General features: G+C 70.4%; 24 protein-coding genes. 13 read left to right on the top strand and 11 right to left on the bottom strand.

The genetic code is table 11. The annotated features are described in order from the left end of the window. Positions 1–131: 131 nt before the first annotated feature. Positions 132–815, top strand: a complete 684-nt coding sequence (locus ACFYX0_RS16335) for a hypothetical protein (protein WP_388970768.1) — start codon at positions 132–134, stop codon at positions 813–815. Here the strand turns inward: ACFYX0_RS16335 and ACFYX0_RS16330 are convergent. After that, positions 812–1618: an inositol monophosphatase family protein gene (locus ACFYX0_RS16330; RefSeq protein WP_388970767.1), complete on the bottom strand. Its 807-nt coding sequence runs from the start codon at positions 1616–1618 to the stop codon at positions 812–814. The two genes, ACFYX0_RS16335 and ACFYX0_RS16330, sit on opposite strands and share 4 nt — an antisense overlap. Before the next feature lie 175 nt (positions 1619–1793). On the opposite strand from ACFYX0_RS16330, the gene ACFYX0_RS16325 reads away from it, so the two are divergent. The 3 genes from ACFYX0_RS16325 to ACFYX0_RS16315 all read left to right on the top strand — a co-directional run bounded on the left by ACFYX0_RS16325 (position 1794) and on the right by ACFYX0_RS16315 (position 4497). Then, on the top strand, positions 1794–2531 hold the full coding sequence (locus ACFYX0_RS16325) for an SDR family oxidoreductase (protein ID WP_388970765.1): 738 nt from the start codon (positions 1794–1796) through the stop codon (positions 2529–2531). Between the two features lie 81 nt (positions 2532–2612). After that, positions 2613–3182, top strand: coding sequence for a TetR/AcrR family transcriptional regulator (locus ACFYX0_RS16320; protein WP_388970764.1), 570 nt, complete (start codon positions 2613–2615; stop codon positions 3180–3182). A 322-nt stretch (positions 3183–3504) separates the two neighbouring features. Then, entirely contained in the window at positions 3505–4497 is a 993-nt protein-coding gene (locus tag ACFYX0_RS16315; protein WP_355920707.1) for a phospholipase D-like domain-containing protein, read from the top strand. Positions 4498–4529: 32 nt separating this feature from the next. Here the strand turns inward: ACFYX0_RS16315 and ACFYX0_RS16310 are convergent, their stop codons facing one another. Further along, positions 4530–4880 (bottom strand): DUF1330 domain-containing protein, encoded by a 351-nt coding sequence (locus ACFYX0_RS16310; protein ID WP_388970762.1) that lies wholly within the window; start codon positions 4878–4880, stop codon positions 4530–4532. 240 nt (positions 4881–5120) lie between these two features. Between ACFYX0_RS16310 and ACFYX0_RS16305 the strand changes: the two genes are divergently transcribed. Continuing rightward, positions 5121–6704: an IS1182 family transposase gene (locus ACFYX0_RS16305; RefSeq protein ID WP_388970789.1), complete on the top strand. Its 1584-nt coding sequence runs from the start codon at positions 5121–5123 to the stop codon at positions 6702–6704. 182 nt (positions 6705–6886) lie between these two features. Continuing rightward, entirely contained in the window at positions 6887–7429 is a 543-nt protein-coding gene (locus tag ACFYX0_RS16300; RefSeq protein WP_388970760.1) for an AAA family ATPase, read from the top strand. 127 nt (positions 7430–7556) lie between these two features. Here ACFYX0_RS16300 and ACFYX0_RS16295 read toward each other — a convergent pair whose 3' ends face one another. From ACFYX0_RS16295 to ACFYX0_RS16285, 3 genes are all read right to left on the bottom strand, one after another. Next, positions 7557–9065 (bottom strand): hypothetical protein, encoded by a 1509-nt coding sequence (locus ACFYX0_RS16295; protein WP_388970758.1) that lies wholly within the window; start codon positions 9063–9065, stop codon positions 7557–7559. Further along, a complete protein-coding gene (locus ACFYX0_RS16290; RefSeq protein WP_311697127.1) occupies positions 9062–9751 on the bottom strand; it encodes a hypothetical protein in 690 nt (229 codons plus the stop codon). The genes ACFYX0_RS16295 and ACFYX0_RS16290 overlap by 4 nt, the downstream gene beginning before the upstream one ends. Positions 9752–9867: 116 nt before the next feature. Continuing rightward, on the bottom strand, positions 9868–10791 hold the full coding sequence (locus ACFYX0_RS16285) for a GNAT family N-acetyltransferase (RefSeq protein WP_388970787.1): 924 nt from the start codon (positions 10789–10791) through the stop codon (positions 9868–9870). Between the two features lie 611 nt (positions 10792–11402). Here ACFYX0_RS16285 and ACFYX0_RS16280 point away from each other — a divergent pair. Continuing rightward, positions 11403–12170, top strand: a complete 768-nt coding sequence (locus ACFYX0_RS16280) for a GNAT family N-acetyltransferase (RefSeq protein ID WP_388970756.1) — start codon at positions 11403–11405, stop codon at positions 12168–12170. A 99-nt stretch (positions 12171–12269) separates the two neighbouring features. Here the strand turns inward: ACFYX0_RS16280 and ACFYX0_RS16275 are convergent, their stop codons facing one another. Then, the gene (locus ACFYX0_RS16275; protein WP_388970754.1) at positions 12270–13151 is read right to left on the bottom strand and encodes a polysaccharide deacetylase family protein; all 882 of its coding nucleotides are present in this window, start codon (positions 13149–13151) and stop codon (positions 12270–12272) included. Between the two features lie 311 nt (positions 13152–13462). Here ACFYX0_RS16275 and ACFYX0_RS16270 point away from each other — a divergent pair, with 311 nt between their 5' ends. The 6 genes from ACFYX0_RS16270 (at position 13463) to ACFYX0_RS16245 (ending at position 18260) form a co-directional block, all read left to right on the top strand. After that, the gene (locus tag ACFYX0_RS16270; RefSeq protein WP_388970752.1) at positions 13463–13807 is read left to right on the top strand and encodes a cupin domain-containing protein; all 345 of its coding nucleotides are present in this window, start codon (positions 13463–13465) and stop codon (positions 13805–13807) included. A 185-nt stretch (positions 13808–13992) separates the two neighbouring features. After that, complete coding sequence (locus tag ACFYX0_RS16265; RefSeq protein ID WP_388970750.1) at positions 13993–14787, top strand: polysaccharide deacetylase family protein; 795 nt, start codon at positions 13993–13995, stop codon at positions 14785–14787. Positions 14788–14936: 149 nt separating this feature from the next. Then, on the top strand, positions 14937–15350 hold the full coding sequence (locus tag ACFYX0_RS16260; RefSeq protein WP_355924474.1) for an SRPBCC family protein: 414 nt from the start codon (positions 14937–14939) through the stop codon (positions 15348–15350). 98 nt (positions 15351–15448) lie between these two features. Beyond that, positions 15449–15928 (top strand): GNAT family N-acetyltransferase, encoded by a 480-nt coding sequence (locus ACFYX0_RS16255; protein WP_388970748.1) that lies wholly within the window; start codon positions 15449–15451, stop codon positions 15926–15928. A 191-nt stretch (positions 15929–16119) separates the two neighbouring features. After that, positions 16120–17178 carry a medium chain dehydrogenase/reductase family protein gene (locus tag ACFYX0_RS16250; RefSeq protein ID WP_388970746.1) on the top strand — a complete coding sequence of 353 codons (1059 nt, stop codon included), beginning with the start codon at positions 16120–16122 and terminating at the stop codon, positions 17176–17178. Positions 17179–17519: 341 nt separating this feature from the next. Continuing rightward, on the top strand, positions 17520–18260 hold the full coding sequence (locus ACFYX0_RS16245; protein ID WP_388970744.1) for a hypothetical protein: 741 nt from the start codon (positions 17520–17522) through the stop codon (positions 18258–18260). A 140-nt stretch (positions 18261–18400) separates the two neighbouring features. Here ACFYX0_RS16245 and ACFYX0_RS16240 read toward each other — a convergent pair whose 3' ends face one another. The 5 genes from ACFYX0_RS16240 to ACFYX0_RS16220 all read right to left on the bottom strand — a co-directional run bounded on the left by ACFYX0_RS16240 (position 18401) and on the right by ACFYX0_RS16220 (position 24846). Further along, a complete protein-coding gene (locus ACFYX0_RS16240; protein ID WP_388970742.1) occupies positions 18401–20497 on the bottom strand; it encodes a tetratricopeptide repeat protein in 2097 nt (698 codons plus the stop codon). Continuing rightward, on the bottom strand, positions 20494–21711 hold the full coding sequence (locus ACFYX0_RS16235) for a hypothetical protein (protein ID WP_388970740.1): 1218 nt from the start codon (positions 21709–21711) through the stop codon (positions 20494–20496). Before ACFYX0_RS16235 ends, ACFYX0_RS16240 begins: the two co-directional genes overlap by 4 nt. Positions 21712–22388: 677 nt before the next feature. Further along, complete coding sequence (locus ACFYX0_RS16230; protein WP_388970739.1) at positions 22389–23462, bottom strand: helix-turn-helix domain-containing protein; 1074 nt, start codon at positions 23460–23462, stop codon at positions 22389–22391. 376 nt (positions 23463–23838) lie between these two features. Further along, positions 23839–24510 carry a transcriptional repressor LexA gene (lexA, locus tag ACFYX0_RS16225; protein WP_388970737.1) on the bottom strand — a complete coding sequence of 224 codons (672 nt, stop codon included), beginning with the start codon at positions 24508–24510 and terminating at the stop codon, positions 23839–23841. 123 nt (positions 24511–24633) lie between these two features. Continuing rightward, entirely contained in the window at positions 24634–24846 is a 213-nt protein-coding gene (locus tag ACFYX0_RS16220; protein ID WP_355917596.1) for a hypothetical protein, read from the bottom strand. Positions 24847–24970: the final 124 nt, after the last annotated feature.

The following is a 24970-nucleotide window of genomic DNA, read 5'->3' as shown; positions in this document are numbered from 1 at the left end:
ACCAGAGTGAGTCATCATCGAGGGGATGCTAGCGCCCCTCTCTGCGGGGTGCCAGGAATTTCGGGCCGCCGGTACGGGAGGCCGCCAAATCGGCTGGCCGCGCCGAGGCCGCCGACCTTAGTCTCCAGGCCATGCCGGAGCAGCCATGGTTCGCGATCGACGAATCGGACGAGGACGACTACGAGTTCACCGCCGACGAGCTGGCCTTCGTGGCCGCGCTGAGGGAACGAACCGCAGCCTGGGCCGCCGACGGCGTCCAGGCGCTGGTCGGGCGTTCGGAGGAGTGGGACTCGTTGCTGGCCTATCTGGACTTCGTCGATCCGGGAGCGCCGGTCCACCTCGTCTCCGTCGGCGCGCATTTCTACGGCGACCGGGTGCACGGAGACCGGCTGCACAACCAGCTCCTCACGCTGACCGACCGCCCCTCCCGCTGGGCACTGGAGGCGAGCGGAACGATCGAGGAACTCGCCGAGGAGTCGGCGGACTGGTTCCGATCGGTGCTGCGCAAGCCCATCGTGCTGTACGTCTGGCTGAACGACGACCGGTGGGCGTACGCGGCTCGGTTCGCCTTCGCCGACGACAATCAGACGATCAGTCAGGTGTACAACAGGAAGCTCGCCCCGCCGGGGCAGGCCGAGGAGCTGATCGCGGCCGGTCACGTCCACGGCAAAGGCTGGATCCAGACCGTGGGGCTGCCGACCCCGACCCTCTATCAGCACATCCGCGGCGATCTGAGCACCGCCGTACTACCGCCCGGGGTGCCCACCGTCACCAAGCGCGGCCCGATCGGCGGCGTCTGGTACGAGGGGTACTAGGTCCGCTGATCCTGGCTGCGGATCACCGCCATCAGCTGTCCGTGGGTCTCGGCGTCGGCGGCCGCGACTAGTCCGCGGCCCTCCGGTCCCAGTGGAGCGCCGTCGATCCCTGTGACCGTGCAGCCGGCGGCCCTGCACAGCGCGATGCCCGCGGCGAAGTGCACGCTCGCGGTGAGGTCGCCGCCGTCGGTGACGTACGCCGCGCGCTTGCCCGCCGCCACCCACGCCAACGCCAATGTGGTGGAGACAACTCGTGGCCGGAACCGGTCCACGAACGCGGGGTGGGCCAGCAGGCCCACGGCCCGGAATCCGGGAGCGTTCGGGAAGGGCGGATCCAGGTTGACGTCCACCAACTGGGTGGCGGGGGTGGGGACCAGCCGGGCATCGGCCCCGTCCTTGCGTACCCAGGCCGTCGCACCGTCGGTGCAGAAGACCTCGCCGCTGAACGGGTCGGCCACCGCCGCCGCCCCGTCGCGCAGCGCCACGTTGACGGCCACCAGCATGTTGCCGACGGCGTAGTTCAGCGTGCCGCACAAGGGATCCACCATCCACTGACGTACGGCGTCGGCAGCGCCCCGCCGTCCGCTCTCCTCCCCGAGCACCCCGTCATCGGGCCGAGCGGCACGGATCACATCGAGGATCTGCCGCTCGGCCTCCAGGTCGGCGGCGGTGGCGAAGTCCCCGGCGCCCTTGTCGATACGAGCCAGCCGCCGACCGTACATGTCGCGCACCACATCGGCCCCGGCGCGTGCGGCGGCTGTCGCAACGCCCATGTCATCAAGGCCCTCAAGCGAGTTGATCACGACGTGCAGGGTATCGGCGGACGACAGACGCCGAAGGATTCCGCAGCGCCCGAACACACCTCGCGGCCGTCCGGTTGATCGTCCGTATCGCGCTCGGCGAAACCAGCCGTGCGAAAGCATGGGCGTCAGTACGTTCGGATGACTTGGATCAACTTCTGGTCGGCGGGGAGGGACTGTGCTGAAAGGTACGGCTGCCGTGGTCACGGGCGGATCCCGGGGCATCGGCCGGGCGATCGTCGAGCGCCTGTGCCGTGACGGAGCGGACGTGGTCTTCAACTACGCCACCAGCGATGAAGCCGCGGCCGAGGTCGTCCGCGCCGTAGAGACGACCGGCGGCAAGGTGCGGGCGCTGCGCGTGGATCTGAAGGAGCCGGACGGGCCCGAGCAGCTCATGGAAGCCGCCGAGGCACATCTCGGCGGCCTGGACATCCTGGTGAACAACGCGGCGCTGTCGTTCACCCCGGCCCCGCTCGCCCATACCGACGCGGAGGTGTTCGACAGTGTGATGACGGTCAACGCCAGATCGGTGTTCCTGACGATGCGTCATGCGGCCCGAGTGATGCGGGACAACGGCCGGATCGTGAACATCTCCTCCGTGAACACCGTGCGCCCCGCCGCGGGCATCGCACCCTACGCCGCCAGCAAGGGCGCGATCGAGCAGCTCACCGCGGTCGCCGCACGGGAACTCGGGCCACGGGGCATCACGGTCAACACGGTCTCGCCCGGGGCGACCGACACCGAGCTGCTGCATGGAACGAATCCTCCACGGGCCCTTCAGGCGGTCGTCGACATGACTCCTCTAGGCCGGCTGGGGCAGCCGGCCGACGTGGCCGATGCCGTCGCATTCCTCGTCGGTCCGGGCGGCCGGTGGATCAGCGGCCAGAACCTGCGGGCGACGGGCGGACTGGGCTGAGCCCGGCCTCGCCCCTTCCTCCCCATTTGCCTAAAGATTTTAGGCAAATGCATAATGAGTGCCGCGGGTAGGAGGAGAGCTATGGTTCGAGCAGGGCTGACCACCGAACGTCTGACTCGGGCCGGGGCCGAACTGGCCGACGAGGTCGGCTTCGACCAGGTGACCGTCTCGGCGCTCGCCCGCCGATTCGACGTCAAGGTCGCGAGCCTGTACTCCCACGTGAAGAACTCCCACGACCTCAAGACCAGGATCGCCCTGCTCGCGCTGGAGGAACTCGCCGACCGAGTCGCCGACGCCCTGGCCGGGCGTGCCGGCAAGGACGCACTCGCGGCCTTCGCCGACGCCTACCGCGACTACGCCCGGGAGCACCCGGGCCGCTACGACGCCGCCCGGTTCAGGCTCGACCCCGAGACGGCGGCCGCCAGCGCCGGCGTCAGGCATGCGCAGATGACGCGGGCGATCCTCCGGGGCTACGACCTGACGGAGCCGGACCAGACGCACGCGGTCCGGATGCTGGGCAGCGTCTTTCACGGCTACGTCAGCCTGGAGCTGAGCGGGGGCTTCAGCCACACCGCCGTCGACCCACAGGAATCCTGGTCCTGGATCGTGGATTCCCTCGACGCCTTGCTGCGCAGCCGGACCTCGGCCTGACGGTCGGCGCCGTACCGCGCCAACGGCCGTCCAGCACTGGCCGGTTCACCGAGCTGCCCGTGTAGGACAAGGACCTCGACGGTCGTGAGCTCCACGGCGGGGCCGGCAGCTCCCAGGGCGGCGGATACGAAGCTTTTGCCGATTCTGGGGAATCACTCGAACCGCCTCCCGCCTGCGCGACGTCCGCTATGTCCCCACCTCCGGTTCACCGGTCATGCCGCGTTTACCGCATCGCCCTTCCTCGCAGGTCTACGCGCGTGGTGTCATGCACGCGCTCACCACCCCCCTCCCCGGTGAGCATCCCCATGACGAGGAGTCACGCATGCTGTCGAAGGTTCTGGGACGTGCAGGTGTCGCCCTTGCGGCCGGTGCCGTCGCACTCGCCACCGCCGTCCCCGCCAACGCCGCCGAGTACTCCGCCTTCGCGTTCTCGCAGAGCGGGAGCCAGCCCACCATCTACGACTTCATCGACTCGGCCACCAGCTCGCTAGACATGACGATGTACGAGCTCGAGGACACCACGGCCGTCAACGACCTCATAGCCCTGAAGAACAAGGGTGTCACCGTGCGGGTCGTCCTGGACCGCCAGCACCAGAGCGCCAACAGCTCGGCGTACAACTCCCTCAAGAACGCAGGCGTGGGAGTGGTCTGGTCACCGTCCGCCTTCGTCTACACCCACCAGAAGACCATCACGGTGGACGACGCCAAGTCGCTGATCATGACCGGCAACCTCACCTCCCAGTACTACACGACCAGCCGTGACTACGGGGTGTTCGACGACGACACCCGGGACGTCGCCTCGATCGAGAAGGTCTTCAACGCGGACTACGCCGGCACCTCCGTCACCCCGACCGACGGCGACCATCTGCTCTGGTCCCCCACCGACTCCCGCAACCGCCTGCTGTCCGTGATCAACGGCGCCACCAAGAAGCTGGACGTGGAGGAGCTGGAACTCAGCGACAGCACGGTCGTCAACGCCATCGTGGCGCGGGCCAAAGCGGGCGTGGCCGTGCGGGTGGTCCTGGAGTCCCCGTCCAGTTACTCCAGCGAGGTCTCCGCGATCAAGGCGGCGGGCGGCACCGTCGCGGGGTACTCCGACCCCAACGGCTTCTACATCCACGCCAAGGCCATGGTCGCCGACTACGGTCTCTCCACCCAGCAGGTGGAGGCGGGTTCCATGAACATCAGCAGCAACTCGCTGAGCAACAATCGGGAGTTGGGTCTCATCCTCACGGGCACCGGGGTGGCCGAGGCCGTGGCCACCACCGTCGAGACCACGTTCAACAGCGACTACGCGGGCGGCACTCGCGCGTGACGCGGTACCGGTGCCCCGGGCGCCCGTCGAGATCACCGCTCGGCGGGCACGGCCTCCCGTATGGACTTCGCGGTGACGGCCGGGTCGTACCCCTCCGGGACACCGCCGACCAGGACGATGTCGCCCCCGATGTGCCGTGAGCGCAGGGGGGCGATCTCCTGGTACGCCGGGGAGTCCCACCAGGCGCGCGCCTCTGCCATCCCCGGGAAGCCGATGACCACGACATGCCCGGGCCAACTGCCCTCCTTCACCTCGTGCTCCGACCCGTGGACGAGGAAACGGCCGCCGTACGGCTCGAAGGTGGCGGTGATGCGCTCGATGTACTCGGCGATCTCCGGGTGCGGGGCGGCCTCCCGAAGGTGTGCGATGGCGTAGGCAGACATGATGTCCTCCCGGTCGTTCGGTCCCTCTCCGTACGCCGACGATCGTGGCACGCGGTCATGCCCGGGTCGATGACCTCTCAGGTAAGGGCGACGGACGCGGAGCACGAACGGGCGGGCCGTCCCAAGGTCCGGCCCGGGTCCGGTACGACGCTCGACAGCGGGAAACCCCCTAGAAGAGTCATGAAGATCTTGGGGTTCTGGCCCCGCCGCGTGAGCGGTGGGGCCAGACTCGTTTTCGTGGTGATGGGGGAATGGGCCGGACAAACGGTCGGGCCGGATGTGTGGGAGACCTGCCGGGAGTTGATTCCGGCCGGGAGTGTGTTCGCGTTTCTGGCCGAGCATCGCGGTGTGCTGTTTCCGGTGGAGATGTTCGCGGACATGTACCCGTCGGCGAACGGGCGGCCGAGCATGCCGCCGCAGATCCTGGCCGCGGCGATCACGCTGCAGGCCCTGCACGGACTGTCGGACTTCGAGACGGTTCAGGAATTGCGGTGTGACCTGCGGTGGAAGGCCGCGTGCAGGCTCGGTCTGCACGACATGGCGTTCGACCCGTCGCTGCTGGCCTACTTCCGCCGCCGTCTGGCCCGCTCCGCCCACCCCAACCGCGTCTTCGAGGCCGTGCGCGAGGTGGTGAAAGCCACCGGGGTCCTCAAGGGCAAGCACCGGCGAGCGCTGGACTCCACCGTTTTGGACGACGCGGTCGCCACTCAGGACACCGTCACCCAGCTCATCGGCGCGGTCCGCGCGGTCATCCGCGAGGTCCCCGGCGCCGACCAGGTGGCAGCCGTGCTGTGCACCGCGCATGACTACAGCGACCCCGGCAAACCCCGCATCGCCTGGAACGACGAGCAGGCCCGTGCTGATCTCGTTGACGCCCTGGTCGGTGACGCGCTCAGGCTGCTGGGGCATCTGCCGGACCAGCAGCTCGGTGAGAAAGCCGCGAACGCGGTGGGCCTGCTGGCCCTGGTCGCCGGACAGGACGTGGAACCGGCCGAGGACTCCGACGGCCGTGACGGACGCTGGCGCATCACCCGCGGCACCGCCTACGACCGGACGATCTCCACCGTCGATCCCGAATCCCGCCACGTCCACAAGACCCGCACCCACCAGCAGGACGGATACAAAGCCCACCTCGCGATCGAGCCGGAGACCGGGTTATACACCGCCGTCGCCCTCACCCCCGGGGCCGGGCCCGAGCACCACGAGGCCACCGTCGGCGTGGACCTGCTCGCCGCAGAAGACGGGCCGGTGGACGCTTTCGGTGATACGGCCTACTCCGCCGGCGAGGCCCGCCAGGCCCTCGAAGCAGCAGGCCACCGGCTGTTTTTCAAACCCGCCCCGCTACGGGCAGCTGTCCCCGGCGGCTTCACCCTGGACGACTTCGCCATCGACACCGCCGCCGCCACGGTCACCTGCCCCCAAGGACACACCGTTGCGCTGTCGGACCCTGGCGGGCAGCACAACCAGCGCAAGGCAGCCTTCAAGAACCTGTGCACGGGATGTCCCCTGCGCGAGCGGTGCACCAAGGCCAAGGCCGGCCGCATCCTGACCATCCGCCCCCACCACGACCTGCTCGCGGTTGCCCGCCGCCAGGCCACCACCGACCCCGACTGGCAAGCGGACTACCGGCGCTGGAGACCACCGGTCGAACGCGCCGTCGCCCGGCTCGTCCACCTCGGCAACCGCCGCCTGCGCTACCGCGGCACCATCGCGAACAACACCTGGCTCCACACCCGAGCCGTCGCCCTCAACCTCCGCCGACTCATCAACCTCGGACTCACCCACACCGGCGGCCGCTGGCAACTCGCCCCGGCCACCGCATAGCGAACAGGGGCTGCCCGGCCTCCGGCCGGACAGCCCCTCACCAAGATCTTCATGAGCCTTCTAGGCCCTGTCGTCAAACTCCCGCCTGCCCCTCGACGCCATGCACGCTCCCCCACGCCGCCGCAGAGCCCGCCCTCCGGGCGGACGGCGGGAGTTTGACGGCAGGACCTAGCGTGTACGGGATGACGACCGACCCCCCTCCCACGCAGCTGGTGATCCTGCGGGGCAACAGCGCGTCCGGCAAGAGTTCCGTGGCCGCCGGACTGCGGGCTCGATACGGGCGCAGCATCGCGCTCGTCAGCCAGGACACCCTGCGCCGCGACGTGCTGCGTGAACGCGACGTCCCCGGAGGAGCGAACATCGGCCTCATCGACCTGACGGTCCGGCACGCCCTGGAGCACGGCTTCCCCACCGTCCTCGAAGGCATGCTGTACGTCGCCCACTACGGCGTGATGCTCGCCGGGCTGCTGGCCGACCATCCCGGCCGTACCCACTGCTTCTACCTGGACGTCCCCTTCGAGGAGACCCTGCTCCGGCATGCCACGAAACCGATCGCCGGCGAGGTCGACGAGGGCCAACTGTGCTCTTGGTACCGGTCGTTGGACCTGCTGCCCGGCGCTGTCGAGACCGTGGTCCCCGCCACCAGCAGCTTGTCCGACACGATCGGCCTGGTGATGCGGTCCGCCGGTCTGACGTCCCAGGCGACGCCACCGGCCGTCCGCTGAAGGCCGCGAGTCTCGTCCCGGTTCGCTGTCGCGCCGGCCGCTGCCGCCTGGCTGTGGCGTGCGGGCCGCCGGTGTCTGTGGCGTGCGGGCCGCCGGCGCTTTCCAGGAGGCGCTGACCCCTTCGGTCTCACGCCTCGTGCAGCCGGTCCCGCATCCGCTCCACCGTCTGGCCGATCCGCAACGCGGTGCCCGCGACGGCGGTGTGTCCCTGCCGGTGCAACAGGCTGCCCAGCAGGTTCCAGCCCCCGGCCTGCTCCGGCGCCAGAACCAGCGCCGGGATCAGCGCGGTCAGCGCCGACTCGATGTCTCCCTGAGAGGCGAACGTCTCCGCACGCAGCCCGTGCGCGAAGTCCAGCCAGGGGTAACGGCCGAGCAGCGAGTCCACGGTCCGCAGGTCCGGGGTGCGCGGGCCCTGCGCGATGTGGGCCCCCAGCTCCTTGTCGGTGCCGGGCGTCGTCTTGTAGGCGGCCGGGTCGTCCACCCGGCGGAGCATGGGCCAGGGGTCGACCAGCGCGGTCGCCGTGCGCCAGCTCGGCCGCAGCCACACCGCCGGTACCTGTGGGGCGTTCCTCAACGAGTCGGGGAGCAGGGCCCGTTCACGGGCGAACCGGCTGCCGGTGGTGTCTCCCCGCTGGCGGAACCCCTCCTCCAGATCGCGCGTGTACCTGACCGCCTCGCCCATACCGGCGATCTCGAGTGAGACCCACAGCGTCGGGAAGTCCGCGTGCAGCTCCTCGAACTGCGCGCACACCGACTTCAACCCGAGCGGCAGCCGTACCACCGCATGCCGTAATCCGCTCAGACAGGCGATCTCGGCGCAGGTGACCGCGGCCAGCGCCGTCGACCAGGAGTCGAAGTCGGTGGCGGCGCGGACCTCGTCGAGTCGCCCATGCACGCACGTCAACAGCCAGTTGACCGCGCGCTGGGCGGGCCGGCTGAGCGTCCGTACGGGCTCCTCGGGCCAGTCGAGGGGCTTTCTGACCCACTGGTCGGGCGAATCGGGCAGCGCTCCACCGGTGAAGGACCGGGCCAGCGCGGCGGCGGAGGACGTGTCCTCTCCCGCAGCGCGCAACAGCAGCGCCACGGCGTGGCCTGCGGCGGACACGTCCACGACCTGCCCGCTGGTGGCCAGCTCGGCGATGAGTCGTACCGCGGCGGGCACGGCGTCCTCCGCGTCGGTGGCGACGCAGTGCCACAGTGCCGCACGAAGCAGCCGGTCGATCAGGGCTGCGCGCCGCCCCGCGACCTGCTCCGGGTCGTCCTCCTCGTCCTTGTCGGTGCCGGAGATCTGCCAGCGGAGGAACAGGTCACTGACCCACTGGCTCGGTAAGTGCTCCGGCCATCGTGTCGTGTATCCGGCGAACGGCGCTCCGGCCTGCGCGGACGGCCCCGAGACGACGAACGGGAGATCCCCCGCGAGACGCAGCCCGATCCCCTGCTCGGCCTGCATGGTCAGCACGAGCAGAACGCGGTGCCTGCGCCGCTGGTACGCGGTCGAGGGCGGGGACATCCGGTGGAAGTTCCCGGCCGCGGCCTGCCGTCCGGCGAGCAGTGCCTCCGCGAGCAGCGTGTCGATGATCTCCAGCAGCGGCCCTGCGCCCGGCGCCGGGGAGGTGACCAGCGTGGGCCCGGTCAAGAGGTCAGTCCTGTCAGGCCGATGGTGGTGACGATGTCACCGAGGTTGGCACGCGTGGTGTCGAACGCCCTCAGCAGCCACTCCCGCGCCGAGATCCGTTCGGTCCGCACATGCTCGATCCCCTGCCGGTACAGCTCCAGACCCAGGTCGTCCAGGTACTTGCCCGGTTTGGCCGTGGCACTGACATGACCGATCAGGGCCAGCACCCGGCGCAGGCGCTGCCGTACCGCGCGTTCGTTGTCCAGCTCACCGAGGGGCAGATAGAGCGCCTCGCACTCCTCGGCCAGGTCGTCCAGGACGACCAGTCCCGGCAGCGGCGGCGTCGGCCGTCCGTCGAACAGCGCCCGGACCATCCGGTACGAGGGATGGACACCGACGTCCAGATCCATCCAGGAGCGCAGCGAGTCCGCCCCCACCGGCACCGCGATGGGGGCGGGTTCGTCGAGCGTGAACAGCACCAGCACGTCGGGCCCGCTGTCGTCGGCCAGCGTGCCGGCGCGCACATAGTCGGCGACCTCGGTGTCCCGGCTGTGGAACGCCAGGAAGCAGTACGCCCGGGCGAACTCCCGTAACCGCCGAACGTTCTCGGGGCGAAGCAGCTCGTTCAGGGCCCGGATGTTCCCGGTCTGGTTCCGGACGTCCGCCGCGGCCTCTTCGAGCAGAGCCGCCAGGGACAGTACGTACATTCGCTCCCCCGTAGCGTCGAGCACCGAGCACTCCAACGGGACCTCAGCGGGGCCCTGTTGAGCACGATAGCCGCTTCGCCTGCGCAGTCGCCGGGGAACTCCTCGGCCGTCATCCCTCACGTCCAGGTCATGTTGATCTCCCGTCCGAAGTTGATGTATCCGGCCCGCCGGAACGCCTTGGCCATGGGGACGTTGCCGAGGTCCGTGGCCGCCCGGACACGGGGGACGCCCTGCCGGGCGAGGATGCGGGTGCCCTCGGCGAGGATGTCGTCGATGTGGCCGTTGCCACGGTGCTCGGGGAGCACGGCGAGATAGGCGATGACCGGGTTGTAGCCGCTGTGCGCCGGGACGACGAAGCCCACCCGTTCCCCGTCGGGCAGCACCGCGATGCGCCACCAGTCCCTGGGGCTGGGGTAGCGGGCGAGTTCTTCCTCGTAGTGCCGGGTGGCCGCTGCGCGGGGAGACATCTCGGTCAGGTCGTGACGGCTGTGTGCGTCCAGGGTGCCGTCCAGGACCCGGGTCATGAGGTCCTGGAGTTCGGCGCCGTCACGAGGACTCCGGAAGGCCAGACGTCCGCTCGGCTCGGGAATCGGGGTTCCCGGACGCCATTCGAGGCGGAGTCGCTCGACGAACAGTCTGGCGCCGGTGCGCTCCAGGATCGTCATACGGTCCTGGACGACGCGTCTGGTGTCATCCCTGTCGCGCCAGTCGGGCGGGGTCGCGCGGCCGTACTCGGGCGTCGGTGATCCGCTCGGGAGCGTGGCGGACATGGCGGTGCGCAGGAGCCGCACACCGATCTCCACCCGGTCGGCGGCGGGGAGGCCGTCGTCGACATCCAGGATGTCCAGGAGGACCGGTGTGTCGTCTCCCGGCCGGCACCACCAGGCCGCCCGGGCGAGCAGCCGGTCGCCCCGCAGGGCCATCCACATCCAGCCCGGCCGACGCCGGCCCTGGACGAGGTCGTCCGCCAGTTCCTCGTTGAGGAAGTACGGCAGTTGAGAGAAGAGGTCGAGTTCTTCGCATCCGGTGATCGGACGCATGGTCAGGGTGTGGAGTTCCACGGTTGAGGCACTCTCCGGTGAAGGGCGCGCCCGTCCGTTCCGGGGTCACACGCGGTGCGCGCCCCGGGCGGAGACAAGCGCGGTGATCAGGGCGGTCATCGGCTTGCCCCTCCTCTCGTCGTCCTGGTCCAGCGGCCACGGCACCGCGGATCCAGGGATCAGACCTATCCGACAACGGCGCCTGTGGGCAATTCCTTTTCCGCTGCCAGGACCCCGAGGAGGCTGAGGACGCCGGTCTGAGCGCCGTCGACCGCCACCGTGGGTTTCGAGGTTGCCCTCCGCCCGTGCCGTGTGCGAGGGTTCACGGGTTCTCAACAGGTACGCACGAAGTCGACGAAGGACTGAAGCCATTGATCCCGGCGTCCCCCAGCGGCCGCCGTCGGCACTGAGCCGTCTGCCCCGAGGCAGCGAACTCAGGTGCCGCTCGCATCTCCTCACGGCGGCCCCACGAAGCGGTGCCCTCGCACCGCCCTCGCCTCTCTCCGCAGAGGTGGTTCCCGGCTGCGGCCCGGCCGACAGCCCGCGCGAGATCCCGATCCGCTCCTGCGGCGGGACCGCGTTTCGCCTGCCATCTACGTGAGGTCATCACCGTGGACACCGACGTCCAGAGCTTTGCCGTCGCCAATCTGCGCCGCCGCCCCCTGGCGGTCGAGATCGGCGGATTCGTCGCCGGATTCGATCCCGCGACAACCAGCCCCTACCTCAACTACGCGACCCCTCTGCCCGGCGCCCGCCCCACCGGCAGCGATGTGACCGCGCTGATCGCGGCGTTCCGTGAACGCGGCCTCAAGCCCCGGCTGGAGTTCGCCCCGGACGCCGCACCCGCGGTGGAACCGGCGCTGCGCGACGCGGGGTTCGCCACGGAGGCGGTTCACGAGTACATGGTCTGCACTCCCACCACCCTGACGCCGCCTCACCTCGGCGAACGGTCGGCTGCCACACCCAGCGTGGAGACCCCGCACACCGACGAGGACTACGCGGCGATCGACGCCGCTCTCTCCGGGGCGTTCGCGGGTGTCTTCGCCTCGTCGCCGGAGGGCGCGGCCCGGCTGCGGCGCACCCAGGACAACGGCGGGGCGGTCCGGTTCGTCCGTGCTCCCGACGGCGGATGCGCCGGAGCGGCCTCCTGCTCGGCGCCGGCGGTCGGCACCTCGGAGCTGGCGGGCGTGGGGACCCGCCCCGCCTACCGCGGGCGGGGCATCGCCGCCTCGGTCACGGCCTCGCTGACCGAGGCCATGTTCGCCCGAGAAGCGCGATCCGTGTGGCTGGAGTACTCGGGCGAGGGATCGCGCCGGGTCTACGAACGCGTCGGCTTCCGGCCTCGGGGCACGCGTCTGTACCTGGCGCTCGAAGGATGACGTAGCACGTGCGGCGTCGACCGTGACCGGCCTCAGCCGGTCACGGTCGACGTGGCACGCGTGGCGGAGTCCGCCGTCCGACTCACGGCGGACGTCAGGTCAGGCCAGCGCGTCCGAGAGGCGGACGAAGGTGTGGCCGGTGGCCAGCAGATGGGGGACGGCGGTGGCGATCCCCCGGGCGGTGCCGCCCTTCGGGTGGTTCATATGGCACAGGACGATGGATCCCTCGTGAGCGGCCCCGACGGTGGTGTGGACCTGTTCCGGGGTGAAGGTGGCACCACCGTCACCGTTGACGGAGAAGCTGACGAAGCGCTCTTTGAGGTCGGTCACGATCCGTGCCGCGACGTCGTCGCAGTACGCGGTGCCGGACCGGAAGAAGCGCGGCGGAGCACCCAGCAGACCGGTCAGCTTGGCCTGGTTTCCCGCGATCTCGTCGTACACCTCGCCGGCATTGCGTGTGCCCGGGATGCCATAGGCGGAGCGACCGGTCACCGACAGCGGGCGGTGCCGGGTGCCGTGGTTGGCGATCTCGAACAGCGGGTCGGCGGCCAGCTGGTGGAAGATCGACGGGTTGGTTTCGATCCAGCGGGAGTTGAGAAAGAGGGTGGCCGGTACCTTCCGCTCGCGGAGGAAGTCGATCAGTGCCCGGTCGTAGCCGCTGCCGCCGGGTCCGCCGCAGGCGTCGAAGGTCAGCGCGATGGCGCGTTTCCCGGTGGGCAGCGCGTGCACTACTCCGGGCGCCTCGAAGCCCCAGGTGCGGGGTACGGCGTGGCCGTATCGGGCGACGATCTCCGCTCGGGTAACCGCGGGTGCCGTCACTGACGGGCGGGCTGAGGGGGTGCCCGGGGCGGACGCGGTGGGGGCGGTGGGTGAGCCGGACGCGGGGCTCGTGGCCCCCGATGTGCTCTTGCTCGGGCCGGAGCAGCCCGCGAGCGCGCTTCCCGCCAGGGCGGCCAGCACTGCTCGGCGCCTGGGTGTCATCCGCTCCCCCACTTGGTAGAAGGCCGATCGACGGGCACCGACACCCGCCTCGGCAACCGTACGGTGTGGGTGGGCCGAGACCGGGACGGGGACGGACAAGAGATCACCAACGATCCTTTGTGGATCATTTGCTGAGCCCCGCTCCCGCCCTGGAGCGTGGCCTCTTCTCCCCGTCCCACCAGGCCGGTTGCCCGGCTGGAACCGGAACCCGACCACGGGTTCAGACGGCAGGCGATGTGTCCGCCGATCGGGGCCAACAGGCGACACAGTGTCGGCGGATGAGCCGTGCGGGGCCCCGCTAGGGTCGCGCCATGACCCACAGCTTCGTAGTGCACATCCCCGACGCAGAGCTCGAACCGGAGCCGCTCGACCCGGCGCAGATCGTGTCCGGCACGCCGGAGGTGACCGGCAAGGTGATCTGGGAGTCGGAGGACGGCCGACAGGTGCGGGGCATCTGGCAGATCACTCCCGGCGTCGTGACCGACACCGAGGCGAACGAACTGTTCGTGGTGATCAGCGGTTCCGCGACGATCGAAGTCGAGGCCGGCCCCACGCTCCATGTCGGGCCGGGCGACATGGCGGTGCTGCGCGAAGGCGACCGTACAACCTGGACGGTGCACGAGACGCTCCGCAAGGCGTACGCGATCAGCCTCTGAACGGCGGCGACTTCGCGCGCCCGACGCCCGGGCCGCTGCGCCCGATATGTTCCCATTTCAACCCTTGCCTGTCCCTGAATCCCCGCGGAATTGTCCGTGATACGTAACGGACGGATCCCCGGGCCGCCTTGCTCCGTCCTGACGAGTGCACGCAACCCACGGAGACGGCAAGGAACGGGACTGACATGGTGAGGCGCGGAGGACAGGGATGGTACGGCCGGATGCTCGCGGCGGCGGTCGGAGTGACGGCGGTGGCCGCCGCGACGTCGGTGTGGACCGCGCAGGCCGGGCCCGTCGAGCGCCCACAGACCCACGCGAGGGCCTCGGCCCCCTCCTCCGCTCCCGGCACCCACTCCCAGGGCCGAGCGGGTGCGCCGGTCTCTGCGGTCATAGCCCACGCCTCGGACCAGGGCGCCCGAGGCGTCAACATCACCATCGACGACGGACCGGACCCCGTCTGGACGCCGCAGGTGCTCCAGGTGCTGCGGGACAACGGCGTGAAGGCCACGTTCTGCATGGTGGGAACGCAGGCCCAGGCCCACCCGGACCTGGTCAAGGCGGTCGTGGCCGCCGGGCACCGGCTGTGCGACCACACGGTGTCGCACGACACCACCATGGACAAGAAGCCCGAGGCCTACCAGGCGCAGGAGATTCTCAACGCCGAACGCATGATCACCAAGGCGTCCGGGGGCGTGCGGCCGATGTACTACCGGGCCCCGGGCGGGGCGTTCACCCCGTACAGCCGTCAGCTCGCCGCCTCCCACGGAATGCGCCCGCTGGGCTGGAACGTCGACTCCAAGGACTTCGAGCGCCCCGGCACGAACGCCGTCATCGCCACCGTCCAGCACGAGATCGCCAACGGTCCGACCGTCCTTTTCCATGACGCGGGAGGGGACCGCTCCCAGACCGTGGCCGCCCTGCGCGAGGTCCTGCCGTGGCTGAAGCAGCAGGGGTACTCCTTCGGCTTCCCCGTGCACTGAGCGCGGCTCGACCGGCGACACCAGCCCCGCGGCCGCCCCGCGGGGCCCCGGTCCTTTCGACGACCCCTCGCCCGAACTTCGAAGGCCGCAAAACGGGCACTCGCCCCTGTGTACGCCACGTGTACACCGCCGAGGCGAGGAGGGACCCGATGACCGAGTACGAACGTTCGCGCACCATGGCGGCGCTGCCCGAGCACGTCTTCGACCAGGCCGCCAACGTCGACCAGCTGGACGGCTGGCTGCCGAGCGCACTGCACGTGCACCCCGAGACCCCGCCCGCCGTCACCGTGCACGACGATCACGCCGAGCAGGACACGTCCGCGCTGCTCAGCCCTCGCCCGGAGCAAATGCGGATCGAGTGGGGCACGCGTGACGAGGGCTCCTACGCCGGGTGGCTCCAGGTCGCCGGCATCGGCAGCGGGGCGAGCGAGGTGACCGTGCACCTGTCGTTCTTCGACGATCGCCACGACCCTGGCGAGCGGCCGGTGACCGAGGCCCTCGACAGCAGTCTCCGGCGCCTGGAGGACCTGGTACGGCTGCGCACCGAGAACGCGTCCGGCTGAGCCGCCGGGCCGGGCCGACACCACCCGCGTTGCGGGCGACAGGCTCAGCGAGGTGAACTCGGCTCGGCTGTCAGTGGGTTGAGTTAGCGTCACTTGGCATGAGTGATCAACTCCGTGTGAGCGATCAGCACCTTGAGACCGTCGTCCGCCGCGCCCGCCGGACCGATCTGGAGGGGCTGGTCGCGTGCAGCAGCGCACTGTTCGCCGAGGACGCCGGCACCAGGGATCCGAGCATCCATGTGGGCTGGCCGCGCGAGTTCGGGCCTGAACGCTTCGCCGCCGCCATGGACGACCCCGGCAGGCTCCTGCTCGTGGCTGCCCGTGGCGAACAGGTCGCCGGGCACCTGATGGGGACCTTGGCGGAGGGAACCGCGATGAGACCGGTCAAGGTGGCCACCCTTGTGAGCATGTACGTACAGCCACCCCATCGCCGGGACGGGCTCGGCGCGCGCCTGGTCGCGCAGTTCTCGGCCTGGGCGAAGGAGGCGGGGGCCGCGCTGGCCGAGGTGACGGCGTACTCCGGCAACGCCGAGGCGATCCGCTTCTACGAGCGGAACGTTTCGCGAGCCAGTCGGTGACGTTGCGGGCCACCCTGTGAGCGGCGGCCCGGCCGGGCCGCGATCCCGGGTCGTCGACGGTTGACAGTGCTAGAGTGTGAGTGGTTAATTACTCATACACAGAGCACCGCACCAAGAAGGTCGCCGTAACGAGTGAGCAACCAACCACTCACTCTCTCGGACATTCAGCCCACTCCACCTAGGAGCCAGCCATGCAGACCACCGAGATGGTCCTTCCCTCCATCGGCGAGCCCGAGTCCCTCCAGGTCCGCGTGCGGCAGCTGCCCGAGCCGGGGCCCGGTCAGGCGGTGGTCCGGGTGGAGGCCAGCGGTGTCACCTTCGCCGAACAGCAGATGCGGCGCGGCAAGTACTACGACATGCCGGCCTTCCCCTTCGTGCCGGGCTACGACCTCGTCGGCATCGTGGAGGCGCTGGGCGCTCCGGTTCCGGGCGAGCCCCGGCCGGCGGTCGGGCAGCGGGTCGCCGCGCTGACGAAGACCGGCGGCTGGGCGGACCATGTGCTGCTCGACGCCGCCGACCTCGTGCCCGTCCCCGACGGCGTGTCCGCCGCCGACGCGGAGACCCTGGTGACCAACGGCGCCACCGCCTGGCGCATGCTGCACCGCACCGCGAAGGTGAAGCCCGGCGAGACCGTCGTCGTCCACGGCGCCAACGGCGGCGTGGGCAGCGTGCTGGTGCAGCTGGCCCGCGCGGGCGGCATCCATGTGATCGGCACCGCCTCAGCCCGTAACCAGGAAGCCGTCCGCGCCCTGGGCGCCGTCCCCGTGGACTACCGCGGCGACGTCCCCGCCCGGGTCCGCGAACTGGCCCCCGACGGCGTGGCCGCCGTCTTCGACCATGTCGGTGGCGAGGGCATCAAGGACTCCTGGCGCATGCTCGCCCCCGGCGGCACGCTCGTGTCCTACGGCAGCGCCTCGACCCGCGACCAGGCCGGCAACGGCACCGTCAGCGTCCTCAAGCTCGTCGCCCAGCTCGCGCTGTGGAACCTTCTGCCCAACCGCCGCGGCGCCCACTTCTTCAACCTGTGGGCGGGCAAGAGCCGCCGCCCCCAGCGGTACCGCGCCCAGCTGCGCGACGACCTGGCCCAGGTCTTCGCCCTCCTGCACAGCGGAGCCATCACCCCGCGGATCGACCGTGTCTATCCGCTGGAGCAGGCCGCCGAGGCACTCCGGTACGCCGAATCCGGCCAGGTCGTCGGCAAGGTCGTCATCGCCCCGGGCACCGGACGCGGCAGCGGCCCCGCCCGATGACGTGCCCGCCCGCCCGGGCCGGTCACGTGCGGAGACCGGTCCTGACCAACCGTCGGGGCGCGGGCCCGGCACCGCGCCACGGCGGTCGACGGGTGATGCCGATGCGACCGCAGTGCACCCCGAGAGCCCGTCGGCATGGTGATTCGGCGTGGCGATCGGGGTGCGGCTGATCGGGTTACTTTTCAGTCTGGAGGCACTCGGAGGGAGTACGGTCTCGCTCCCCGGCCGTGTCGCGCAGGCCTGCGGGGCGGGGGTCGGGTTGAGGGTAATCACGTTGCTGCTGCGGTCCCGCTGTGCCGGCGTGGTGCCGGCCTTCGCGGCGGCGGCGAAAGGACGACCTCATGCGAGTGACCCGGACCATGTTCGCCTCCGCGGCAGTTGCCGCGGCCGTCGCGTTTTCCGCTCCCGCCGCGCACGCCGTGTCGCCGGCCGGGCATCGGGTCGCGGACGGCGGTACCTCCTACGCCGCCCACGAGCACGACCCCGACAGGGACCACCAGCACGGCAGGCACCACGAAGAGGGCGGCGAGGACGCCCAGGACGAGTCGCAGGGCGGCCCCGAGGCCGAGATGGGCGGCCTCGAGGACGGCGACTCCGAGCACGCCGAGCACGGCGGCCGCCACCACCAGGAAGCCCGGCCGGAGGCCGGACAGGAGGCCCACCAGGCGCCTCGCGGCGGCGTCCACGCCGGCGGCGGCTTCCTCGCCCTGGCCAGGGACCACCACGGCGACCACCACGAAGGCCGCGAGGAAGGCCAGGACGAGGGCCGGCAGCACGGCGACGACGAGGGCAACGGGGGCCAGGAGGACTCCCAGGGCGGCCCCCAGGCCGACGCCCAGGACGGCGCGACCGACCAGGAGGCCCAGGCCGGCGGCGAGGACGACGCCTCCGCCAACGAGGGCCACGGCGCCCGCCACCACGACGACGCCCGCCAGGCGCCCCGCGGCGGCGTCCACGCCGGTGGCGGCTTCCTCGCCCAGTCCACCAGCACCAGCGGCCTGGCCGCAGGATCGATCCTGCTCCTCGGCGGCCTCGGCGCGGGCGCCTTCATGCTCCGCCGCCGCAACGCCGCGGGAATCTGACCGGCGCACCCCCGCCGGCAGCCGTACGGCCGCGGGCGCTGTCGCTCCACGACAAGCGACAGCGCCCGCGGCTCCCGCCGTGCCGGGCTGGACGGGCGACCATGCCGAGCAGGACTCGGCGCGCCGCCCGTCCCGCACCTCTAGAGCTGCGACTTGAGGGGCCCTGCCGACGCGTCGCACAACTCCCGGTGGCGGTGGAGTTCGGGGATGTCGGCGTCGGGGAGCGTGAGGGCGTGGTCGAAGTCCGCGCGCGCCAGGTCCGTCCGGCCGTCGGCGAGATGGGCGATGCCCCGGTTGAGGAGGACGTCCGGGTCGCTGCCGACGATGTCGAGTGCGGTCGTCAGGTCCGCGACGGCCCTGCCGTGCCGGGACCGGTGGAAGTGCACGACGGCCCGGTTGATCAGTGCGGCGGGGTAGCGCGGGTCCCGCTCCAGGGCGGCGTCGAACGCGGTGAGCGCCTGGTCGAAGTCCTCGCGCTGGAGCAGCACGGTGCCCTTCAGACACAGCAGTTGCACCTCGCCGGGGTGCAGGGCCAGCCCGGCGTCCGCGTCGGTCTCGGCGCCGTCGAGGTCGCCCGTCTCCAGCAGGAGTTCCGCCCGGGCGATCCGGGTGTCGAGGTCCGAGGGCTCCATCTCCAGTACGTAGGCGAAGTCGTCGAGTGCGCCTCGCAGGTCGCCGGTGCGCATCCGGGCCGTGCCGCGGTTGTAGTACAACTCCGGGAAGGGCGGTGCCAGTTGCACGGCCCGGTCGTAGTCGGCCAGGGCCGCGTCGAAGTCACCGCGGTCGCGGGAGATCCGCGCCCGTTCCGAGAGATAGTCGGTGTAATAGGGGTCGAGGTCGACGAGCCGGGTGTAGTCGGCGTACGCCTCGTCCGGCCGTCCCAGCGCGACCAGCAGACGGGCGCGGTTGTACAGCAGCTGGGAGCGGTGCAGGACCCACTGGTCGTCGCCCATCTCCCGGTCGAGCCGGGCGATGCACGACTCGACGAGATCGAGGGCGCGGGCCCGGTTGCCGCGGTGCATCTCGACGAGGGCCAGGCCGTTGTCGTGGAAGACACTGAAGGTCAGACGTTCGGCCGGGTCCGGCAGGATGCCCGCGATGGCGACCGCGTTGTGCTGCCACTGCAGCGCGAGTTCATGGTCACGTGGCCGCAGGAAGCGGGTGTGCAGCATGGCGATCGCGTAGCTGGTCATCATGTGGATCTTGGGGTTGGTGAAGCGGCGCAGCAGGTCCTGGTACAGCTCCATGGACTGGGCCAGCCGCCCGATCGGGATGCACGCGGCTGCCGCCTCCCGGGTGAACTCCCAGTGGTCGTGCTCGTGGTTGCCGGGGTCGCTCACGCCTCGGCCGCGCAGACCCAGGTCCACCACGGCGGCGGAGAAACCGGTGGCGACCGCGTGGCGCTGGGCCGCGAGCAGAGCGGTCCGGCCCGCTCCCCCGGGGTCGCTGCCACGCTCACGGTGGTACGCGATCGCGCCCATCCGCACGCCCCAACTCGCCGTGCCCTCAAGGCTGTCGGCGCGTCGGTCGTGCAGGCGGGCGACCTCCTGCGGGTCGGCCTCCCGGTAGCCGCGGAGCGCTTGCGGGTCGTCGTCGGTACCGTCGCTGTCGACGTACACGGCCGCCCACTCGACCGCGCTCCGGGGCGCCTGCGGCGTCGGGTCACCCGCGGGAGCGTGGAGTGTGCCGGCCGTCGCGGCGAGCGTGGCCTCCAGTTCGTCGGGCAGCGCGTCGGCGGTCGTGGAGATCACCACCCGGAGCAGGCGTGGATCGGCCCGGCGCACCAGGAGGGCCAGCAGCTCCTGGGTGGTCGCCTCCGCGGCGTGGACCTCCTCGAAGGCCAGCTCCAGGGCGGAGCCGGTGTCGGCGTGGATCCGGTCCGCGTAGCCGAGCAGGAAGGTGATGATCCCCTGGCTCATACAGCGGATCATTCCGGAGCCGTAGAAGCGGGTGCGCTCCTTGAACGAGGCCTCGTCGGCGAGCGTCCGCGGGGGCGGACCGATGAGCTGCGCCAGCTCCGGCATTCCGTAGAGGAGTTCCACCCGGTGGGCTTCGACGAGCTCGGGCCAGCGCCGTCCGGCCTCGGGGAGTACGGACCGCAACACGGTGTCGATGCCGGTGCAGGGGCCGCGGAGACGCTGGTGACAGCGGACCACCAGTGCCCTGCTGGTACGGGTGCGGATGAGGCGGAGGCGGTCTGCGCGCCGGTCGCCCACGATCCGGAGATGACCCATCATGCGAGTTCAACCTCCGCCGAAGGGGATGTCTGGGGTGTGGAGAGCTTCTTGTCCCGGCGCTTTCTCCTGGACAGCACGACGAGTGCGGCCACTTGAGCGGCGTTCATGCACAGGGACAGCACGGAGTCCCAGAAAGCCGCATTGACGTGACCGGAGGAGATGGCTTGCCGGGCAATGCTGAAATATTGGATCGTCACCGGGACACTGACGAAAACGGTGATGCCGGCCAGCGTGGCGTATCCGAGCACGATGAAAGGGCCGTAGAATTTCCCGACGCGCCGGTCCCGCGGGGTCCACTGTTCCTCGTCCACGACGCGGTGCGAGCGCCCCAGCAGACGCCGCATACGGTTCTTCAGGAGCATCATTCCGGCGTCGTGCAGGTCATAACAGTTCCATGCGGTGGCCGCCACATAGTAGAGGTCGGTACGCAAATAGAGCTGAAACTGCCAGAGAACACGGACCACCACCGTGAACGCGAGAGCGAGACAGACGCGCGCGGTGAGGGAGAAGGAACCGTCCGGGTTCCGGGTCGCGTAGGCGACGAGTCCGAGCGCACCCAGGACCACGCCGTCGCAGACGATGCCCGCGAGAAACGGAAGATAGCGTTTCGCGCGCGGAACGCTGAGCAGCCCGTTGATCTGCGTCTCGGCCACGATGTAGGTCAGTCGATTGCTCAGCCGCAGCCGGGTGGGCAGCCCCAGGCGCCGTCCGGCGAGGATGTGGAAGCCCTCGTGGACCAGCAGAAGTGGCACCTGGCCGAAGGTGATCACCAACTGGACCACGAGCAGGGAGTGCACGAAGAAGATCTGGGACGGGTGGGGGGCCAGGTCCGTATGGCGGGCCACAGCCCAGGCCCAGCCTCCGACCACGGCCAGGTAGCACGCCCAAGCGGGCGGGGAGAAGGCGGCGCGACCGAGCCGGCGCAGGCGCACCGGCCGCGATGGAGCACCTTCCGGCTGTTCCTCTCCCTCACGGACGAAGCCGAGTTCCCGCAGCGTGTCCACGAAGTCGTCCAGATCGACCGGCTCGTCGAAAGCCGATTCGTACCAGTCGGCGGCCGCGCTCAGGGGCATTCCCTGCGCAAGCCGTTTCAGCAGTTCCGCTCCGTCGGCCGGGAAGACCGCATAGGAGCCGGTGTCGAGACGGCCGACCACGACGTCGTCGCCTTCGGGTACAAAACTCAACTCGTGCAACAACAGGCCGCCATCGGCCACAACCCCTCCCCTACGTCCGGCGCAGGCAACCCGGGTGCGCCGTGGGCCGGCGCACCCGGGTGCAACTCATGGAGCGTCGAACGTGTTACGCGGCGGCGCTGTACGGGCACTGACAGGCGGCCGACGTCAGGCGCACGTCGCCGGTGCGACGTACGGCAATCTTCTTGACCCCGGCCTTCTTGCCCATGGCGACAGTCGACTTCATCTCGGATCCCCTCTCATCGGATGTTCGCCGACCAGCGGTCGACGGCAATCAAAAGTGTTGCCCCCGGCCCCCAAATACAAGGTTGTGTTCGCGCCATTCGGGCACGTGCGCCACGCTCCCGACGGAAGACAACGATGCCGAGAAACGATTCAACGACTGGGCAGGGAAGGAATCCGTTGATGGACAACGGATTCCGTCGCCGACCTACCGCAGACATCGTTGCCAAGGCGCGCGGACAGCTCTCGTCCCACATCACAGGACCACTGATCCGGTACGGAAGCCGAGAATCCGCTCATTGTGCCGTCACGGAACGCGTCGTCACCGGATTCCGTTTCTCAGTGGATACCGCTTTCGGAAACGCCCGGCATGACGACCGGCGCCGTATGCATCGCCACCGTCCAGCCGCCGGTGAACTCCTCGGGGAGCGAGGGCAAACGGACGGCCTGGTACCGGTCTCGGCAGGCCTTGGAACTCAGAGCTCTCCGTCCGGTTGTCCGGCCCGGTTCCGTCGTTGCGGCACTCCATGAGTGCGGCGGTATTCGCCGGGCGGCATTCCGTAGTGCGCCTTGAAGACCCGGCTGAAGGCGGCGGCATCGGAGAAGCCGGCGCGACTCGCGAGCGCGGCGACGCTCCGATCCGCCAGCAGCGGGTCGGTGAGGTCGGCTCGGCAGCGCTCCAGGCGTTGCTCGCGGATGAACGCCCCGACCGTTCCGCCGTCCTCCCGGAACAGATACTGCAAGGCGCGCAGCGAGATGTGGTGGGCGGCGGCGACGGCCGTGGGAGTGAGCCCCGGCTCGCCGAGCCGGGCCCGGATGAAGGACTTGATCTGGCGCAGTCGCGCCGCCTTCCGCGCGTCGGCGGTCGCGGCCCCGTCGGCCTCGCACAGGCTCGCCAGGAACGCGGTGGTCAGGTCACCCACGGCAGACGCCAGCCGGGGGATCTGACCGGCCTCGACAGCCGGTCCCTGCTTGACGATGCCGGCGAGCAGCTCGCTCAGCAGGGCTCCGATGCCCGTCCGGGACGGCAGTTCGGTCGCCACCAGCCGGCGCAGCGCCTGCTCCGGAACGGGCACCGCCTGCCGGGGCAGATGCAGCACGATGCACTGGGCCACGTCGTCGGTGGCGACCGACGCCCAGTACGGCCGTGACGTGTCGTAGAGCGCCAGGTCGCCCGGGCGCGGGTTGACGCGATTGCCGCCCTGCTCCCGTTGCATGGCGCCCCGGACGACCAGGGCCAGCACCCACAGTTCCGGGTCGGACCGCCGGATGAGGCGTGGGGTGCGGATGGACTGCATGGTGGGGAAGGCGACGCTGGAGACACCGACCCGGTCGCCCAGCGACAGCAGTCTCGCCGAGGCCGGGAAGTCCGAGGCGTGCTCGGTGACGATGTTGTGCGGGGCCATGTCGCGGGCCACCAGGTCGCAGAACCAGCTGAACCGGTCGGCGGCCGGCAGGTCCCGGCTGGAGAGCGTGATCACCGTTCGGCCCTCCCCTCTCGGCAGCCGCCACAGCAGGACGGCGAGGTGCCGATTCCGCCACCTGTGCATGGTCGTGCACCGTGAACGGTCCCGGAAAGTGGTTTATGCGTCAAGGACAGCGGTGGCCCGTACGACGGCCGCAGCGGGACCCCGGTGGCTGATTTCGGTGCGGAACTCCCCTCGGAGAGGGTGCGCGGAAGGTCAACCGTATCTGCGCTGTCCGTCAATGACCCGCGGAGTCCGGGGCGGTGAGGATAGGCCCGTCGGCGACATCGGGAGGACCGCGGGGGCGACCGCGGATCTCCCGCACCGGCCAGGCGCAGCCCGAGGAGTCCAGGGGGAGATCCTCGGGCTCCGCCTGGCACTGGAGGCCTTCGGCGCCCTCACCGAGGGCCCTGGATGCCTGCCCTGGGCGCGGCTGCAAGGCGAAACGGTCCGGACCCGGTCAGAGCGCGCGCAGGACTCCCACGACCTTGCCCAGGATCTTCGCCTGGTCGCCGGGGATCGGCTCGTACGCCCGGTTGCGGGGCATGAGCCACACCTGACCGTCCTGCCGGCGCAGCTGTTTGACGGTGGCCTCGTCCTCCAGGAGGGCGGCCACGATGTCACCGTGGTCGGCGCTGTCCTGGCGGCGGACGGTGACGATGTCGCCGTCGCAGATCGCCGCCTCGATCATGCTGTCGCCGGACACGGTCAGGGCGAACAGGTCGCCGTCGCCGACGAGCTGGCGCGGCAGCGTGTAGACGTCCTCGACCATCTCCTGGGCGAGCAGGGGTGCGCCTGCGGCGATGCGTCCGATCAGCGGCACGTCCACCGCGGCGGACGGGCTGCGGTCCAGGTCGGGGGCCCAGGAGGAACGTACGCGATAGGCGCGCGGCCGATTGGGGTCGCGGTACAGGACCCCCTTGCGTTCCAGCGCCATCAGCTGATGGGCGACGGAGGAGGTGCTCGCGAGGCTCACCGCCTGGCCGATCTCCCGCATCGAGGGCGGGTAGCCCTGCCGCTGGACGGTGTCGGAGATGAACCGGACGATGTCCTGCTGGCGGCTGGTCAGTCCGCCCTCGGCCGTCCGGATGCCCGGCGGCCGCCCCCGACGTACCGGCTCGCTGTTCTCCATTCCGGGCACCTCCGTACAAGATCTCGCAGAGCGTGACCATAACCCGGCGACCCCGAAAAATGAAACACTCATTCGCCTCCGGTCACTTCGACGACTGGCACGCTTCGCGCCTCTTGCCCCGTTTTATTGCTCGATGTCGTCGTCCGCGGCGGTCGGCAGGGCGTTGTGCCCCTCGCTCCAGTGGTTGACCCATCCGCACACCCCGCAGGCGTATCGCCCGTTCACCCCGGCGACCTCGCTGCCGCACTTGCGGCACTGCGTCTGAGTGATCTCCTGAGAGGCCAGGAACTCCACCGCCGGCACCGGGGCCTCGGGCGCGGTCTGCTTCCGTTTCATGGAGCGGACCCTACCCGCGGCCGAGGAACGCTCACCGGGACGGCGGCATCCGAGTCGCCGTCGGCCGGCACTCCGTGCATGCTGAATCCAGGTGGAGCGCCCCGCCCCGTCACAGGTGAGCAGG

It is taken from the genome of Streptomyces sp. NPDC002573 (genome assembly GCF_042889625.1).
In the GTDB taxonomy this organism is placed as follows: domain Bacteria; phylum Actinomycetota; class Actinomycetes; order Streptomycetales; family Streptomycetaceae; genus Streptomyces; species Streptomyces gibsoniae.
The sequence above is the reverse complement of the archived record's forward strand: the minus strand, read 5'-3'. Positions and strand labels throughout refer to the sequence as shown.